This is a genomic window from Streptomyces spinosus, from assembly GCF_020400655.1.
In the GTDB taxonomy this organism is placed as follows: Bacteria; Actinomycetota; Actinomycetes; order Streptomycetales; family Streptomycetaceae; genus Streptomyces; species Streptomyces argyrophylli.
The window spans coordinates 119720-135744 of sequence record NZ_JAINRC010000002.1 but is presented as its reverse complement, the minus strand read 5'-3'; the positions used below and the strand labels follow the sequence as shown (position 1 = coordinate 135744).

Annotated in this window: 13 protein-coding genes; 5 read left to right on the top strand and 8 right to left on the bottom strand. The window is 71.5% G+C overall.

The window, feature by feature from the left end; translation table 11 throughout:
* Nucleotides 1-10 precede the first annotated feature (10 nt).
* The 3 genes from nth to LG395_RS04445 are packed head-to-tail and all read left to right on the top strand — an operon-like array spanning nucleotide 11 to nucleotide 3002.
* On the top strand, nucleotides 11-1039 hold the full coding sequence (nth, locus tag LG395_RS04455; protein WP_225808521.1) for an endonuclease III: 1029 nt from the start codon (nucleotides 11-13) through the stop codon (nucleotides 1037-1039).
* A 54-nt stretch (nucleotides 1040-1093) separates the two neighbouring features.
* Entirely contained in the window at nucleotides 1094-1789 is a 696-nt protein-coding gene (locus LG395_RS04450; RefSeq protein WP_225808520.1) for an NUDIX hydrolase, read from the top strand.
* A 13-nt stretch (nucleotides 1790-1802) separates the two neighbouring features.
* Nucleotides 1803-3002 (top strand): MarP family serine protease, encoded by a 1200-nt coding sequence (locus LG395_RS04445; RefSeq protein WP_225808519.1) that lies wholly within the window; start codon nucleotides 1803-1805, stop codon nucleotides 3000-3002.
* A 15-nt stretch (nucleotides 3003-3017) separates the two neighbouring features.
* Here the strand turns inward: LG395_RS04445 and LG395_RS04440 are convergent, their stop codons facing one another.
* From LG395_RS04440 to LG395_RS04415, 6 genes are all read right to left on the bottom strand, one after another.
* The gene (locus LG395_RS04440) at nucleotides 3018-3197 is read right to left on the bottom strand and encodes a hypothetical protein (protein WP_078629584.1); all 180 of its coding nucleotides are present in this window, start codon (nucleotides 3195-3197) and stop codon (nucleotides 3018-3020) included.
* Nucleotides 3198-3360: 163 nt separating this feature from the next.
* Nucleotides 3361-4284 (bottom strand): alpha/beta fold hydrolase, encoded by a 924-nt coding sequence (locus LG395_RS04435; protein ID WP_225808518.1) that lies wholly within the window; start codon nucleotides 4282-4284, stop codon nucleotides 3361-3363.
* Nucleotides 4281-4769, bottom strand: a complete 489-nt coding sequence (locus LG395_RS04430) for a phage holin family protein (protein ID WP_171154160.1) — start codon at nucleotides 4767-4769, stop codon at nucleotides 4281-4283. Before LG395_RS04430 ends, LG395_RS04435 begins: the two co-directional genes overlap by 4 nt.
* A gap of 66 nt (nucleotides 4770-4835) precedes the next feature.
* Entirely contained in the window at nucleotides 4836-6272 is a 1437-nt protein-coding gene (nhaA, locus tag LG395_RS04425) for a Na+/H+ antiporter NhaA (RefSeq protein WP_225808517.1), read from the bottom strand.
* 231 nt (nucleotides 6273-6503) lie between these two features.
* Nucleotides 6504-8459 (bottom strand): acetate--CoA ligase, encoded by a 1956-nt coding sequence (gene acs, locus LG395_RS04420; RefSeq protein WP_171154157.1) that lies wholly within the window; start codon nucleotides 8457-8459, stop codon nucleotides 6504-6506.
* 91 nt (nucleotides 8460-8550) lie between these two features.
* A complete protein-coding gene (locus tag LG395_RS04415; protein ID WP_225808516.1) occupies nucleotides 8551-10896 on the bottom strand; it encodes a SulP family inorganic anion transporter in 2346 nt (781 codons plus the stop codon).
* Nucleotides 10897-11231: 335 nt separating this feature from the next.
* Between LG395_RS04415 and LG395_RS04410 the strand changes: the two genes are divergently transcribed.
* Nucleotides 11232-12497, top strand: a complete 1266-nt coding sequence (locus LG395_RS04410; protein WP_171154153.1) for a polysaccharide deacetylase family protein — start codon at nucleotides 11232-11234, stop codon at nucleotides 12495-12497.
* A 3-nt stretch (nucleotides 12498-12500) separates the two neighbouring features.
* Here LG395_RS04410 and LG395_RS04405 read toward each other — a convergent pair whose 3' ends face one another.
* Nucleotides 12501-13481, bottom strand: a complete 981-nt coding sequence (locus tag LG395_RS04405) for an ATP-binding protein (RefSeq protein ID WP_225808515.1) — start codon at nucleotides 13479-13481, stop codon at nucleotides 12501-12503.
* 100 nt (nucleotides 13482-13581) lie between these two features.
* On the opposite strand from LG395_RS04405, the gene LG395_RS04400 reads away from it, so the two are divergent.
* Nucleotides 13582-14406: a Fic family protein gene (locus LG395_RS04400; protein WP_171154149.1), complete on the top strand. Its 825-nt coding sequence runs from the start codon at nucleotides 13582-13584 to the stop codon at nucleotides 14404-14406.
* A gap of 420 nt (nucleotides 14407-14826) precedes the next feature.
* Here the strand turns inward: LG395_RS04400 and LG395_RS04395 are convergent, their stop codons facing one another.
* Nucleotides 14827-15657, bottom strand: coding sequence for an HAD family hydrolase (locus tag LG395_RS04395; protein ID WP_225808514.1), 831 nt, complete (start codon nucleotides 15655-15657; stop codon nucleotides 14827-14829).
* Nucleotides 15658-16025 lie beyond the last annotated feature (368 nt).

Sequence of the window (16025 nt, the reverse complement as noted above, 5' to 3'; positions counted from 1 at the left end):
CGCCGCTGCCGTGAAGAAGACCGCGACCGCGAAGAAGACCGCGACCGCGAAGAAGACCGCAGCTGCCGAGAAGGCCCCTGCGGCGAAGAGGACTGCGGCGAAGAAGGCTCCTACGGCGAAGAGGACCGCCGCCGTGACGAAGGCCGCCGCCGGCAAGAAGACCCCGGCCCTGAGGAAGGCCGTCGTCGTGAAGGAGGCCGCGTCCGTCGCGGAGCCCGCCGGGAAGGCCGCCCCCGTAAGGAAGACCGCCGTCGCGCCCCCGTCCGGCGAGTCCCCCACCGCTCTGGTCCGCCGCGCCCGCCGGATCAACCGCGAGCTGGCCGAGGTGTACCCCTACGCCCACCCGGAACTGGACTTCGAGAACCCCTTCCAGCTGCTGGTCGCCACCGTGCTGTCGGCCCAGACCACCGACCTGCGCGTCAACCAGACCACCCCGGCGCTCTTCGCCAGGTACCCCACCCCCGAGGACCTTGCCGCCGCCAACCCGGAGGAGGTCGAGGAGATCCTGCGCCCCTGCGGCTTCTTCCGCGCCAAGACCAGGTCGGTCATAGGGCTCTCCAAGGCGCTCGTCGAGACCTTCGGCGGCGAGGTGCCCGGCAGACTGGAGGAGCTGGTCACCCTGCCCGGCGTGGGCCGCAAGACCGCCTTCGTCGTCCTCGGCAACGCCTTCGGCCGGCCCGGGATCACCGTGGACACCCACTTCCAGCGGCTGGTCCGGCGCTGGCGGTGGACCGACGAGACCGACCCCGACAAGATCGAGGCCGCCGTCGGCGCGCTCTTCCCGAAGAGCGACTGGACCGACCTGTCCCACCACGTGATCTGGCACGGCCGCCGTATCTGCCACGCCCGCAAGCCCGCCTGCGGCGCCTGCCCGATCGCCCCGCTCTGCCCGGCCTACGGCGAGGGCGAGACCGACCCGGAGAAGGCGAAGAAGCTGCTGAAGTACGAGAAGGGCGGCTTCCCGGGGCAGCGGCTCAAGCCCCCGCAGGCCTACCTCGACGCGGGCGGCAGACCGGCGCCGCCGCTGGGGGCCGCGTGACGGAACGATCCCGGGACCCTCGGCGTTGGAGAGGACGGAGCGACGGGGGTGGCGATGACGAGGGCCAGTGACACACAGGGCGGTCCGGTGACGCTCAGCAGGGAGGGGCTGCCGGACTGGCTGGAGCCCGTGGTGCGCGCCGCCGAGACGATCCAGCCGCTCCAGCTGAGCCGCTTCCTGCCGCCGGAGAACGGCTCGGGGCGGCAGTCGGCCGTGCTGATCCTGTTCGGCGAGGGGGAGCGCGGCCCGGAGCTGCTGCTCATGGAGCGCGCGGGCTCGCTGCGCTCCCACGCCGGGCAGCCGTCGTTCCCGGGCGGCGCGCTCGATCCGGAGGACGGCGATCCGCAAGGCGACGGGCCCCTGCGGGCCGCGCTGCGCGAGGCCGAGGAGGAGACCGGGCTCGATCCGTCCGGCGTGCAGCTCTTCGGCGTGCTGCCGAGGCTGTACATCCCGGTCAGCGGCTTCGTCGTCACCCCCGTGCTGGGCTGGTGGCGCAAGCCCAGCCCGGTCGGCGTCGTCGACCCGAACGAGACCGCGCGGGTCTTCACCGTCCCCGTGGCGGATCTCACGGACCCCGCCCACCGCGCCACCGCCGTCCACCCCCGTGGCCACAGCGGCCCGGCATTCCTGGTCGAATCGGCCCTGGTGTGGGGCTTCACGGCCGGCGTGATCGACCGCCTGCTGCACTTCGCGGGCTGGGAGCGCCCCTGGGACCGCGACAAGCAGGTCCCGCTCGACTGGCACGCATGACAGGGTGATCCCCGTGAACGTGCTGGACATCCTGCTGCTGGTCGCGGCCGTGTGGTTCGCGGTGGTGGGCTACCGCCAGGGCTTCGTCGTCGGCATCCTGTCGGTGATCGGGTTCCTGGGCGGCGGCCTGGTCGCCGTGTACACGCTGCCCGTCATCTGGGACGCCGTGACCGGCAAGGCGGAGGTCGGCACCACCGCCGCCGTCGTCGCCGTGGTCGTCGTGATCGTCTGCGCCTCGGTGGGCCAGGCCCTGACCACCCACCTGGGCAACAAGCTGCGCCGGCACATCACCTGGTCCCCGGCGCGCGCCCTGGACGCCACCGGCGGCGCCCTCGTCAACGTCGTCGCGATGCTCCTGGTCGCCTGGCTGATCGGCTCGGCCCTGGCCGGGACGACGCTGCCGACGCTCGGCAGGGAGGTGCGCGGCTCCAAGGTGCTCCTCGGGGTCTCCCGGGCGCTGCCCGCGCAGGCCGACACCTGGTTCGCGGACTTCTCCTCCGTGCTCGCGCAGAACGGCTTCCCGCAGGTCTTCAGCCCGTTCGCCAACGAGCCGATCAAAGACGTGCAGCCGCCCGACCCGGCCCTGGAGAGCAGCCCGGTCGCCTTCCACGCCCAGCGCTCCATCGTCAAGGTCACCGGCACCGCCCAGAGCTGCGGCAAGGTCCTGGAGGGCAGCGGGTTCGTCTTCGCCGACCGCCGCGTGATGACCAACGCGCACGTCGTCGGCGGGGTCGACGCGCCGCGCGTGCAGATAGGCGGGGAGGGCCGCAGGTACGACGCGAAGGTCGTCCTGTACGACTGGAAGCGCGACATCGCCGTACTCGACGTACCGGACCTGAAGGCGACCGCCCTGCGGTTCACCTCGCGGGACGCGACCTGGGGCGACGGCGCGATCGTCGCGGGCTTCCCGGAGAACGGCTCGTACGACGTGCGCGCCGCGCGCGTGCGCGGGCGCATCACGGCCAACGGCCCCGACATCTACCACCGCGGCACGGTCCGCCGCGACGTCTACTCCCTCTACGCCACCGTCCGCCAGGGCAACTCCGGCGGCCCCCTGCTCACTCCGGACGGCAAGGTGTACGGCGTGGTGTTCGCCAAGTCCCTCGACGACGCGGACACCGGCTACGCCCTGACGGCCGACGAGATTCAGGCCGACATCGAGCGGGGGCGCACGGCGAACGAACAGGTGGGTACGGACAGCTGCGCCCTGTAGGGCGACGCGCCGCGTTCAGCCCCGCGGGTGACGCAGGCGCACCGAGACCCAGCGGGCCCGGCGGCGCAGGATGCGCGGGATTCCCACCCGCAGGTCCGCTTCCGCCAGTTGCGGGGTGCCTCGCTGAGGCGTGCTCAGGCCCGTGGCCGAGCGGCGGTTGCGGGGTGCGTCACTGTAGTCGTGCGTCCAGCCCATACCCCGACGTGTGCCCCCGCCCCAAGGTCGATAACCGCTTGTGCGCCCCCCAATTGGCCTATGCGGCAGGCATGTGGCCGTTCGGGGGACAACTGTTCAGGAAATCGGATACTCCACGCATCGAACCTTCACCGCTCGGTCACCGGGGCGGGTGTCTGACGCCTCATCGGTCGGGCTCGGGGTCCTTGAGCCAGTTGATCAGCTCGGTGGAGAACGCCGCCGGGTCCTCCTCGTGCGGGAAGTGCCCGAGCCCGTCGAACAGCCGCCAGCGGTAGGGCGCTTCGACGTATTCGCCCGAACCGGCCGCGCTGCGCGTGCGGGTGACCGGGTCCAGCGAGCCGTGCAGGTGCAGCGTCGGCACCCGTACGGGCCGCTTCATCCGGCGGTAGAACTGCACGCCGTCCGGCCGGGCCAGCGAACGCACCAGCCAGCGGTACGGCTCGATCGCGCAGTGCGCGGTGGACGGGATGCACATGGCCCGCCGGTAGGTGTCCACGGCCGCGTCCTCCGGCGGCCGCGGCCCGGACCAGTCCCGGATCAGCCGGCCCGCCAGCGCGCCCTCGTCGGCGGTCAGTTGGCGCTCGGGGATCCAGGGCCGCTGGAAACCCCAGATGTAGGAGTTGGCGGCCGTCTGCCGGGCGTCCCGCAGCATCGCCGCGCGCCAGCGCCGCGGATGCGGCATGGACGCCACCGCCAGGCGCCGTACGAGCTTGGGCCGCATGGCCGCCGCCGTCCACGCCAGATAACCGCCGAGGTCGTGGCCGACCAGCGCGGCGTCCGGCTCGCCGAGGGACCGGATCACCCCCGTGACGTCCAGCGCGAGGTTGGCGGGGTCGTAACCGCGGGGCGTGCGGTCGCTGCCGCCGACGCCCCGCAGGTCCATCGCCACCGCCCGGTAACCCGCCTCCGCGAGCGCGGTCAGCTGGTGCCGCCACGTCCACCAGAACTGCGGGAAGCCGTGCAGGAGCAGGACCAGCGGGCCGTCGCCGAGTTCGGCGATGTGGAAGCGCGCGCCGTTGGCGGCGACGTCCCTGTGGCTCCAGGGACCTGCGATCCGTACGGCCGAGGGAGCGGCGGGGTCCGTCATGACGACGAGCGTGCCACAGCCTCGATGGCCGCGGGAGCCCGGTCCTCGGGCAGCTCCGGACGCGGGTGCGGCTTGGCGTTCTGCAGGACGCCCGCCGACTGCTTCATCGAGGCCGCCACCTTCTGCGGGCCCTGGCCCTTCTTGGCCTTCTTCGCGAACACCGTGCCGATGAGCGCGAGGAGGCCGGCGACCAGCACGTTGGCCGCGAAGGAGAGCACGAAGCAGATCGCCAGGTTCCAGTGGCTCCAGGTGCGGATGCCGTAGGCCAGGGCGAAGTTGAGCATCGGCAGGGAGAACACCAGGACCGCGCCCGCCATCGAGAAGGCGCCGCCGCTGACCGCGCCGCGCTTCACGTCCTGCTTGAGCTGGGCCTTGGCCAGCGCGATCTCGTCGTGCACCAGCGCCGACAATTCGGTCGTCGCCGAGGCGAACAGCTGGCCGATGCTGCGTTCGGCGCCGACCGGGCTGCCGTCGGGTGCGCTCATCGCGTTCTCCCTCAGAGGTCTCTCGTGGGTCTTGCGTACCGTCTTGATTTGTACCGTCTCGTCAGATCATGCCGGACGGCCGTCCTCCTCGCCTGCCCCGCCCGGCACTTCCTGAAGCCCGTGGCGCGCTTCGGCGGCCAGCCGGCGGTGTTCGGCGGCCTTGCGCTCGTGGATCTCGGCCATCCGGAGGTGGTACGCCGGGTCGTCCTGCTCGTAGACGTCGGGGATGCCGTCGAGGTCCTCGTCGCGCTCCTCCTCCTCGCACATCCTGCGGTACTTGGCGTTGCGCAGCTTCAGCAGCACCGTCGCGCACGACGCCGCGATCAGCGACCCGGTGAGGACGGCCGTCTTCACCTCGTCGGTCAGCACCGCGTCGCCCTCGAAGGCCAGCTCGCCGATGAGCAGCGAGACCGTGAACCCGATCCCGGCGAGCGTCGCCACCGCGAAGACGTCGGCCCACGCCAGGTCGTCGCTGAGCTGCGCGCGGGTGAAGCGGACGGTCAGCCAGGTGCCGCCGAAGATGCCGATCGTCTTGCCCACGACCAGGCCGAGCACCACGCCGAGCGTCTCGGGCCGCGTGAACACGTCCCCGAGCGCCCCGCCGGATATCGACACACCGGCACTGAACAGCGCGAACAGCGGTACGGCGAGTCCGGCGGACAGGGGCCGCACCAGATGCTCGATGCGCTCGGCCGGAGAGCACTCCTCACCCTCGCGGGTGGTGCAGCGCAGCATCAGGCCCATCGCCACACCGGCGATCGTGGCGTGCACGCCGCTGTTGTACATCAGCGCCCAGACGACGACCCCGAGCGGCACGTACACGTACCAGCCGCGTACGCCCGTGCGCAGCAGCAGCCAGAAGAGTGCGAGGCCGGTGACGGCCCCGCCGAGGGCGGCGAAGTCCAGCCGGTCGGTGAAGAAGACCGCGATGATCAGGATGGCGAAGAGGTCGTCGACCACCGCGAGGGTGAGCAGGAAGGCGCGCAGGGCGCTGGGCAGTGAGGTGCCGATGACGGCGAGGACGGCGAGCGCGAAGGCGATGTCGGTGGCGGTGGGCACCGCCCAGCCCTGCGTGGAGCCGTGCCCGGCGACGTTGGTGAGGGTGTACACGAGTGCCGGTACGGCCATCCCGCACAGCGCCGCCACCACGGGCAGCACGGCGGCCCGGGGATCGCGCAGGTCGCCGGCGACCAGCTCGCGCTTGAGCTCGATGCCGGCGACGAAGAAGAACACGGCGAGCAGCCCGTCGGCGGCCCAGTGGGCGACCGAGAGGTGCAGGCCGAGGGCTTCGGGGCCGGCGTGGAAGCCGCCGACGGTCTCGTAGCCGTGGCGGATGCCGGGGACGTTCGCCCAGACCAGCGCGGCCACGGCGGCGAGGAGCAGCAGCACACCGCCGACGGTCTCGGTGCGCAGCGCGTCCGCGACGAAGGAGCGCTCGGGCAGCGACAGGCGGCCGAAGGCCTTGCGGGAGGCGGTGCGGGGGCGGGTGGGGGGCGCGGTCACGGCGGGACCTCCGGGGCAGGCGGGACTCACATGCCGACCAGACTTCCCGGCGCACCTGGCGTGCCGCTCCGTACGGCACTTTGCTTACTTTACCTAAGGTGCCGTACGCCCGGGTCCGGCGTCCGCTGATCTCCACCGTGGACGCCCGAGGGGCACCCGGCACGTTCGCCGCCCGGGTGCCCCTCGGGGTGCCGCTCAGTCCTCCCGTACCGCTCAGACCTGCCGGTCCGCTCAGTCCTCGCTGGGCGAGGCGGGCAGCTTGGCCTGGATGAGGTCCATCACGGTGGAGTCCGTCAGCGTGGTCACGTCACCGAGCTGGCGGTTCTCGGCGACGTCCCGCAGCAGGCGGCGCATGATCTTGCCGGAGCGGGTCTTCGGCAGCTCCGCCACCGGCAGGATCCGCTTGGGCTTGGCGATCGGGCCGAGCGTGGCGCCGACGTGGTCGCGCAGCTCCCCGAGGAGCGCCTCGTTCTCCGAGGCCGTGCCGCGCAGGATGACGAAGGCGACGATGGCCTGGCCGGTGGTCTCGTCCGCGGCGCCCACGACGGCGGCCTCGGCGACCGACGGGTGCGAGACGAGCGCCGACTCCACCTCGGTGGTGGAGATGTTGTGCCCGGACACGAGCATCACGTCGTCCACCCGGCCCAGCAGCCAGATGTCCCCGTCGTCGTCCTTCTTCGCGCCGTCACCGGCGAAGTACCTGCCCTCGAAGCGGGACCAGTAGGTGTCGATGAACCGCTGGTCGTCGCCCCAGATGGTGCGCAGCATCGACGGCCACGGCTCGGTCAGCACCAGGTAGCCGCCGCCGCCGTCCGGCACCTCGTTCGCCTCGTCGTCGACGACGGTCGCGCTGACGCCGGGCAGCGGACGCTGCGCCGAACCGGGCTTGGCCTCGGTGACTCCGGGCAGCGGCGAGATCATCATGGCGCCGGTCTCGGTCTGCCACCAGGTGTCCACGACCGGCGTCCTGTCGGCGCCGATGTGCTTGCGGTACCAGACCCACGCCTCGGGGTTGATGGGCTCGCCCACCGAACCGAGGATCCGCAGGGAGGACAGGTCGAACTTGGCGGGGATGTCGTCGCCCCACTTCATGAACGTCCGGATCGCGGTCGGCGCCGTGTACAGGATCGTGACCTTGTACTTCTGCACGATCTCCCAGAAGCGGCCCTGGTGCGGGGTGTCCGGCGTGCCCTCGTACATCACCTGCGTCGCGCCGTTGGCCAGCGGGCCGTACACGATGTACGAGTGCCCGGTCACCCAGCCGACGTCGGCCGTGCACCAGTACACGTCCGTCTCCGGCTTCAGGTCGAAGACCGCCCAGTGGGTGTAGGCCGTCTGGGTGAGGTAGCCGCCGGAGGTGTGCAGGATGCCCTTCGGCTTCCCCGTCGTGCCGGAGGTGTAGAGGATGAACAGCGGGTGCTCCGCGTCGAACGCCTCCGGGGTGTGCTCGGCCGACTGGCGGGCGACGACGTCGTCCCACCACAGGTCCCGGCCCTCGGTCCAGGCCACCTCCTGGCCGGTGCGGCGGACCACGAGGACGTGTTCGACGTTGTCCACCTTGCCGATCGCCTCGTCCACGGCCGGCTTGAGCGCGGACGGCTTGCCGCGCCGGTAGCCGCCGTCGGCGGTGATGACCACCTTGGCGTCCGCGTCCTTGATCCGGGTCGCGAGCGCGTCCGCCGAGAAGCCGCCGAAGACGACCGAGTGGGCGGCGCCGATCCGGGCCGAGGCCAGCATCGCGATCGCGGTCTCCGGGATCATCGGCATGTAGATGGCGACGCGGTCGCCCTTGCGCACGCCCAGCTCCAGCAGGGCGTTGGCGGCCCTGGAGACCTCGTCCTTCAGCTCCGCGTAGGTGATCGACCGGCTGTCGCCGGGCTCGCCCTCGAAGTGGATGGCGACGCGGTCCCCGTGCCCGGCCTCCACGTGCCGGTCCACACAGTTGTAGGCGACGTTCAGCTCGCCGTCCTTGAACCACTTCGCGAACGGCGGGTTCGACCAGTCCAGCGTCTCGGTCGGTTCCTTGGCCCAGGTCAGCCGGCGGGCCTGCTCGGCCCAGAAGCCGAGCCTGTCAGCCTTGGCCTGTTCATACGCCTCCGCGGTGACGTTGGCGTGCGCTGCCAGGTCGGCGGGCGGCGCGAACCTGCGTTCTTCCTTGAGCAGGTTGGCCAGGCTCTCGTTGCTCACGACATCTCCCTTTCGAAGGGTGTCCGTTGTGTCCCAGGCCACAGCTCATCAGACCCGAGGTCCGATGACAAGGGTCGACCGGAAAATTGGTTTAGACCTGTCCACCGCTCGTGACCCGCACCGCTTCGTGTGCCCCCTCACCTCCACCGATGCCTCCCGTGACGTCCTCGAACACCGCTTCCTCGCCCGTCCCCGCGAGCAGATACGCCTGCGCCTCGCCCACGTGGAAATACATGCCGTGCAGCTCCAGCGCCCCCTCGGCCAGCGCCCGGGCCACCGGCGGGTGCGCCCTCAGATGCGCCAATTGCTGCATCACGTTGGTCAGGCACAGCAGCTCCACCGCGTCCGCGGGCTCCCGCCCGGCCAGCCGGGGCCGCCCGGGGTGATCCCCGGCCGTCCGTGCCAGGCTCGGCCGCCCATGGCGGAGCCACCGCTGGAGCGGGGTGCCGTCCTGCCGGCCGGCCCCCGAGGCCAGCAGCGCCTGCATCGCGCCGCACCCGGAGTGCCCGCACACCGTGATCGAGCGCACCCCGAGCACGTCCACCGCGTACTCGATGGCTGCGGCCACGGAGTCGTCGCCGTGCTCCTCGCCCGGTGGCGGCACCAGGTTGCCGACGTTGCGGACGACGAACAGGTCGCCGGGACCACTGGCGGTGATCATCGACGTGACGAGCCGGGAATCGGCGCAGGTCAAAAAGAGCTGGGAGGGCTGCTGGCCCTCCCGGGCGAGCCGCGCCAGCTCCTCCCGCACCAGCGGCGCGGTGTTCCGCTGGAACGAGCTGATGCCACGGGCCAGTTCCCGGCCGGCCCCCTGGCCCGCCGGGGCGGCGGCCGCGGCGGAGCAGGCCTGGTGGTTGCGCCAGGGGGTCCAGGGGCGGCACCGGCACTCGGTGGCCGGGGCCTGCTCGGCGGTCCGGATTCCGTCGCGCCGGCCCGACAGCTCGGCCGTGCCTCCCCGCGCGGTGTGGGAGCTGCGCCAGTCCTGCAGCGACTCGTACGCCGCGTGGTCCATGAACGAACCGTCCAACTCCACGACGGCATGGGCGCCCTGGGGCACGAGATGCAGGGTTCTGCTGAGCCGGGGCACCGCGAGGAAGGTCAGCTGGCCCCGGACGCGTACGTGATGGACTCCTTCCTTCTCGTGGTGGGTGATGCGGGTGCGGGCGAGGCGGTGCAGGGCGACGGCGACCGCCACGGCGACCCCGAGGAACACGCCCTGGAGGACACCGAGGACCACCACGCCGAGCGTGGTCGCGGCGTAGACCGGCACTTCGCGGTGGCGCGTCACCGTGCGGATGTGGTGCAGGGACACCATCTGGATGCCGACGGCCATCACCAGGGCGGCGAGGGAGGCGAGCGGGATCCCCTCCAGGACCGGGACCATCAGCAACGCGGCGACTACTACGAGAACGCCGTGCACCATCGTGGAGTTCCGGCTGACGGCACCTGATTTCACATTCGCGGTACTGCGCACCGCCACGCCCGCGATCGGCAGCCCGCCGAGGGCTCCGGAGACGATGTTGGCGGCGCCCTGGCCGAGCAGCTCCCGGTCCAGGTCGGAGCGGCCGATGCGGGACTGCGGCCCGGTGCGGGCGGCGACCAGCTTGTCCACGGCCACCGCGCCGAGCAGCGACTGCACGCTGCACACCAGGGTGGTGGTGAGCACCGCGGCCACCAGGCCGAGCGCGGGGCCCTCGGGCAGTCCGGCCAGGGCGTGGCTGTGCCAGGACGGCAGTTCGACCCGGGGGAGGCTCAGTCCCGTGAGGGCGGCGGTCGCGGCGGCTCCGGTGACGGCGACGAGGGGGGCCGGCACCCTGCGCAGCAGCCGGCCGGCGCGGCCGGGCAGGCGGGGCCACGCCAGCAGCAGGGCCAGGGTCAGCGCGCTCATCGACACGGCGGCCGGGTGCAGACCGGCCAACTGGGCGGGCAGTGCCCGCAGGTTCGCGAGGACGGAGCTGTCCGGGTTGCCGCCGAGGACGATGTGCAGCTGGGCGACGGCGATGGTGATGCCGATACCGGCCAGCATGCCGTGCACCACGGCCGGGCTGACCGCGAGCGCGCCGCGCGCCACCCGCAGGCAGCCGAGGCCGAGTTGGGCGAGGCCCGCGAGAACGGTGATGCCGCAGGTGGCCCGCCAGCCGTAACGGTGGATCAGGTCCGCGGTGACCACGGTGAGTCCGGCGGCGGGCCCGCTGACCTGGAGGGGGCAGCCGCCCAGCCGCCCGACGACGATCCCGCCGACCGCGGCGGCGACGAGTCCGGCCTGGAGCGGGGCTCCGGTGGCCAGGGCGATGCCGAGGGAGAGCGGCAGGGCGATCAGGAAGACCGCGACGGCCGCGGACAGATCGGCGCCCGCGACGGGGAAGCGGCGGCGGGTCGGTGCGGGGTCGTGCGGGGGGTGGGGCTGCTGGGTGTGAGGGGTTGCGCAGGCGGACATGTTCCCGTCTCCTCCGGGGCGGCGCGGTCGCGGACTGGGTGGGAGCCGCGGCGATGGGCGGGCTCGGTCGCGGCCGTGGGTCACGGCGTACAGCGGCGGGATGGATCAACGCTCGGTAAAAGAATCGTAATGCCAAGTAAAGCCAGATCATAGCTTTCTGGGGCAAACGGGATGGAAGATCGCCCACCCGAGTGAAGTGGGCATTTGATCGGCTTGTCGTACTAATTCCTTCTCGGTCCCGTGCGACCTTGGCGGCGCCGCCGGTGCGAACCCGGCGCGTCACTGAACGGCCCTCGTCAGCGTGTGCCTGAGAGAAGGAAGAAGGTGGGCGGAACATGGCCGCCACCCAGAGGATCGCCGTCGGCGCCATGGTCGCCGCGGCCTGTGCTGCGTCGTTCGCCGGTTGCGCGACCGGCTCCAGCGGCACCAAGGAAGGGGCGCCCGGCCCGGCGCAGGGGGCACCGGCACCCGGCAGCGTGCTCCGGCTGATCGGCGACGGCTCCACCGCCTACACCGGATCCCAGCCGCACCTGCCCCGGCCCGAGCGGCTGAGCCCCGGTCAGAAGCCCCCGCAGTTCGTGGTGTTCTCCTGGGACGGCGCGGGCGAGGACAGTCAGAAGCTGTTCTCGCACTTCCGCGAGGTCGCCAAGGAGAACAACGCGACCATGACGTACTTCCTCAGCGGCGTGTACCTCCTGCCGGAGGAGAAGCGCGAGCTGTACAAGCCCCCGCAGCACTCGCCGGGCCGCTCCGACATCGGCTTCAACGACGAGCAGGGCATCGCCGACACCCTCAAGCAGGTACGGCTGGCCTGGCTGGAGGGCAACGAGATCGGCACCCACTTCAACGGCCACTTCTGCGGGCCCGACGGAGGGGTCGGAACCTGGTCGGTGGAGGAGTGGAAGAGCGAGATCGCCCAGGCCAAGAACTTCGTGAAGTCATGGCGGACCAACACCGGCATGAAGCGGACGGCCCCGCTGCCCTTCGACTACGACAAGGAGCTGATCGGCGCCCGCACCCCCTGCCTGGAAGGCCGGAAGAACTTCGTCGAGGCCGCCCGCCAGCTGGGCTTCCGCTACGACTCCAGCGGAGTCGACAACCAGGTGTGGCCCAAGAAGAAAGAGGGTCTGTGGGACCTGTCGATGCAGCTGGTGCCCTTCCCCGGCCACAGCTACGAGCAGCTGACCATGGACTACAACTTCATGGTCAACCAGTCCGGCACCAAGACCCAGGGCGACCCCGACAAGTTCGACTACTGGGGCGCCCAGATGCGTGACGGACTCGTCCAGGGCTTCTACCGCGCCTACGACGGCAACCGCGCGCCCCTGATCATCGGCAACCACTTCGAGTCCTGGAACGGTGGCACCTACATGCGCGCCGTGGAGGACGTGGTCAAGACGGTGTGCACCAAGCCCGAGGTGCGCTGCGTCTCCTTCCGTCAGCTGGCCGACTGGCTGGACGCCCAGGACCCGGGAACCCTGGCGAAGCTGCGCACCCTGAAGGTGGGCGAGGCTCCCCGGCAGGGCTGGGCGTCCTTCCTGTCCGGCCACCCCGCTCCCGCGCCCAAGGGCGTGCCCGGGGCGCCGGCGGAGGAGCCGTAGACCTCAGGCCGGCGCCACCATGCTCTCGCCGAGCACGAAGTGGGGGTCGACCTGCGCCGCCAGGTCGGCCCCCGTGCGCTCGTTGCCCCAGGACTCGGCGTTCTTCAGGTGGAAGTGCACCATCTGGCGGGTGTAGCGCTCCCAGTCGCGCTGCTCGTAGGTGGCGTCGACGGTGGCCTTGAGCAGGTCCAGGGCGCGGGCGTTCGCCTCCTCCAGGAGGGAGAACCGGGGCGGGCGGCCCTTCTCCATGGCGCGCACCCAGTCCGAGCGGCCGACCGTCACGAGCAGGTCGTCCCCGACCTCTTCGCGCAGGAAGTCGAGGTCGTCCGGGTCCTGGATCTTGTTGCCGACGACCCTGAGGGCCACGCCGAAGTCGCGGGCGTACTCCTTGTACTGGCGGTAGACGGAGACCCCCTTCCGGGTCGGCTCGGCGACGAGGAACGTCATGTCGAAGCGGGTGAACATGCCGGAGGCGAAGGAGTCCGAACCGGCCGTCATGTCGACCACGACGTACTCGCCGGGGCCGTCGACGAGGTGGTTCAGGAACAGCTCCACCGCTCCCGTCTTGGCGTGGTAGCAGGCGACCCCCAGGTCGGCGTCCGTGAAGGGGCCCGTGACCATCAAACGGGCGGCGCCGCCGTCGAGTTCCACCGGGCGTGCGCAGGCGTCGTAGACCGGGTTGGGCTCGCGCACCCCGACCAGCCGCGAGCCCTCGCCCGGCGGAGTGGTCTTGATCATCGTCGCGGCCGACGCGATGCGCGGGTTGGTGCCGCGCAGGTAGTCCTTGATCAGTGTGAGCTGTTCGCCCATGGCGGGCAGCGCCGCCGCCTCCTCCTCGCCGAGGCCGAGCGCGGGGCCGAGGTGCTGGTTGATGTCCGCGTCGATGGCGACCACCGGGGCGCCGGAGGCGACGAGATGGCGGATGAAGAGGGAGGAGAGCGTGGTCTTGCCGCTGCCGCCCTTCCCGACGAAAGCAATTTTCATGTTCACCAACGGTAGTCGGCTCATAGCTGTACGTGTCAGGTGCAGTGAAGAAGACCACTCCTTCGTGGGGTGGGCCGACGGGGTGCGTAGTGTCGTACTCATGAGTACGACAGGCGCGACCGCCGATCCGCTCGCGGCCCTGGGCTCGCTGCCCGGTGTGGCCGAGTCCGTTGAGTCCGTGCGCAAGGCCGTGGACCGGGTCTACGGCCACCGGATCATGCGACGTCGCAGCAACGAGATCACCTCCGAGGCGGCCCTGCGCGGTGCCCGGGGCTCGGCGGCGCTGTCCGGCGCGGACTGGGCCCTGGAGGAGGTGCGCCGGCGCACCGACTTCGGCGTCGACGCCGAGGCCCGCGTCATGGGTGCGGCCCTGCGGCTCACCGCGGAGGCGGGGCAGCTGCTGTCCATCTGGCGCCAGTCGCCCCTGCGGGTGCTGGCCCGGCTGCACCTGGTGGCGGCGGCGAGCGGTGAGGACCGGGTCGGCAGGCCGCGCCTGGCCGGCGAGCCGGTGGACGAGCCGCTGGTCGAGCTGCCGCTGCCGGACGCCGGGGAGGTCTCGGGCCGGCTGGAGGGGCTGGCGGACCTGATCATCGCCGGGACCTCCGCACCCGCGCTGGTCACGGCCGCCGTGGTGCACGGCGAGCTGCTCGCACTGCGCCCTTTCACCTCCCACAACGGCTTGGTCGCGCGCGCGGCCGAACGGATCGTGCTGATCGGCAGCGGACTGGACCCGAAGGCGGTCTGCCCGGCCGAGGTGGGCCACGCCGAACTCGGGCGCGCCTCCTACCTGGCCGCTCTGGACGGGTACGTCTCCGGCACCCCCGAGGGCATGGCGGCCTGGATCGCCCACTGCGGCCGGGCGGTGGAACTTGGCGTGCGCGAGTCGACGGCGGTGTGCGAGGCGCTGCAGCGCGGCGCGGCCTGAGGGAGGCCGGACGAGCCGGCGCGGCCCGATGGAGGCCGTACGGCGGAAGTCTCGCCGGACGGGCCGGGCCGGCGGGAACCCGTGACGGCGGTGCCGCCGGAAAGGGATGCGGCGGTACGAGTGCTCGTACCGCCGCTGGCATGATCACCGGGTTACCAGGCGTCCTCGATATGTCGCCCATCAGGTCGGGATCTTTGCCCGTCACCTGGTGCGGCTGGCCCGTAATCGACGGGTCGACGTCGCGTGGGTGCCCGGTGTTCATGCTGGGTCCGTGGGGCCAGTGCGTAGTGGTAGGGGATCCTCGCGGATGTCCTTTGGTCTCGCGGGCCTAGCTTCTTTGTACCGCGAGCCGGGAGGAAGCGGAACCCCAGCCCGCACTTCTTTACTTTCAGGTTCAAACAGGGTGAAACAGGCGCCTGTTCAGACGGTGCCGCGGCGCCGGTTCGTGTACCAGACGAGACCTGCGGTCGCCGCTGCCGCGCCTATGGCCGCCGCGACGACCAGCGCAGGGCGGGTCGGTACGGAGAACGCGGGCAGCCGCTTCTTCAGGCGGACCGGGTGCCGGAACTCCAGGATCGGCCACCCGCGCGCGACCGCCTCGCGGCGCAGTGCGCGGTCCGGGTTCACCGCGTGCGGGTGCCCGACGGCCTGGAGCATCGGCAGGTCGGTCGCCGAGTCGCTGTAGGCGTAGCAGCGGTCGAGGTCGTAGCCCTCGGACGCGGCCAGCTCCCTGACGGCCTCGGCCTTCGTCGGGCCGTAGGCGTAGTACTCCACCTCTCCGGTGAAACAGCCGTCCGCGCCGACGACCATGCGGGTGGCCACCACCCGGTCCGCGCCCAGCAGTTCCCCGACCGGCTCGACCACCTCGGCGCCCGAGGTGGACACGATCACCACGTCCCGGCCGGCCGCGTGGTGCTCCTCGATGAGGGAGGCGGCCTCGTCGTAGATGATCGGGTCGATCAGCTCGTGCAGGGTCTCGGCGACGATCTCCCGCACCTGCTGGACGTTCCAGCCGCGGCACAGCGCCGAGAGATACTCGCGCATGCGCTCCATCTGGTCATGGTCCAGGCCGCCGGCCAGGAAGACGAACTGGGCATAGGCGGTACGCAGCGCGGCCCTGCGGTTGATCAGCCCGCCTTGGTAGAAGGACTTGCTGAAGGTGAGCGTGCTGGACTTCGCAATGACCGTCTTGTCCAGGTCAAAGAAGGCCGCTGCGCGGGGCGAGAGGTGGTTTTCCACGTTCCCGAGCATAGGCGCCCACCATTCGGCGTAAGGTGGGGCGCGTGGGTTTGCCTGAGAGGGCTCTCGGGTACACCATGGAAGTCACGGATCGTTCGCGACCGTGCTAACCCGGCCCGACTCCTCCCCCCCCGAGTCGGCCGTGGGGACGACCCCCGCTCTCCCCCCCGGCGGGGGTCGTCGCATGTCCGGATGGGTTTTCTCCCTCCGTTCCCCCCTTCACGCGGTCGCACGGCCGGCAGCGACCCGTCGCGGGCGCTCCATCGGCCTGCCCGTGATCGGTGACGGAAAGTAATCGCCAGGCTGCGCTGTGGATATCGAACACGTGCTGGCACGGGGGTCACCGGTATGGGTGACGGAGTTATTCACAGGGCCCGGGT

Coding starts and splice junctions, on each gene's coding strand:
- LG395_RS04410 (WP_171154153.1), top strand. CDS start 11,232: ATGGCCGCCACCCAGAGGATCGCCGTCGGCGCCATGGTCGCCGCGGCC.
- LG395_RS04435 (WP_225808518.1), bottom strand. CDS start 4,284: ATGACGGACCCCGCCGCTCCCTCGGCCGTACGGATCGCAGGTCCCTGG.
- LG395_RS04430 (WP_171154160.1), bottom strand. CDS start 4,769: ATGAGCGCACCCGACGGCAGCCCGGTCGGCGCCGAACGCAGCATCGGC.
- LG395_RS04415 (WP_225808516.1), bottom strand. CDS start 10,896: ATGTCCGCCTGCGCAACCCCTCACACCCAGCAGCCCCACCCCCCGCAC.
- LG395_RS04395 (WP_225808514.1), bottom strand. CDS start 15,657: ATGCTCGGGAACGTGGAAAACCACCTCTCGCCCCGCGCAGCGGCCTTC.
- LG395_RS04405 (WP_225808515.1), bottom strand. CDS start 13,481: ATGAAAATTGCTTTCGTCGGGAAGGGCGGCAGCGGCAAGACCACGCTC.
- LG395_RS04400 (WP_171154149.1), top strand. CDS start 13,582: ATGAGTACGACAGGCGCGACCGCCGATCCGCTCGCGGCCCTGGGCTCG.
- LG395_RS04450 (WP_225808520.1), top strand. CDS start 1,094: ATGACGAGGGCCAGTGACACACAGGGCGGTCCGGTGACGCTCAGCAGG.
- LG395_RS04440 (WP_078629584.1), bottom strand. CDS start 3,197: ATGGGCTGGACGCACGACTACAGTGACGCACCCCGCAACCGCCGCTCG.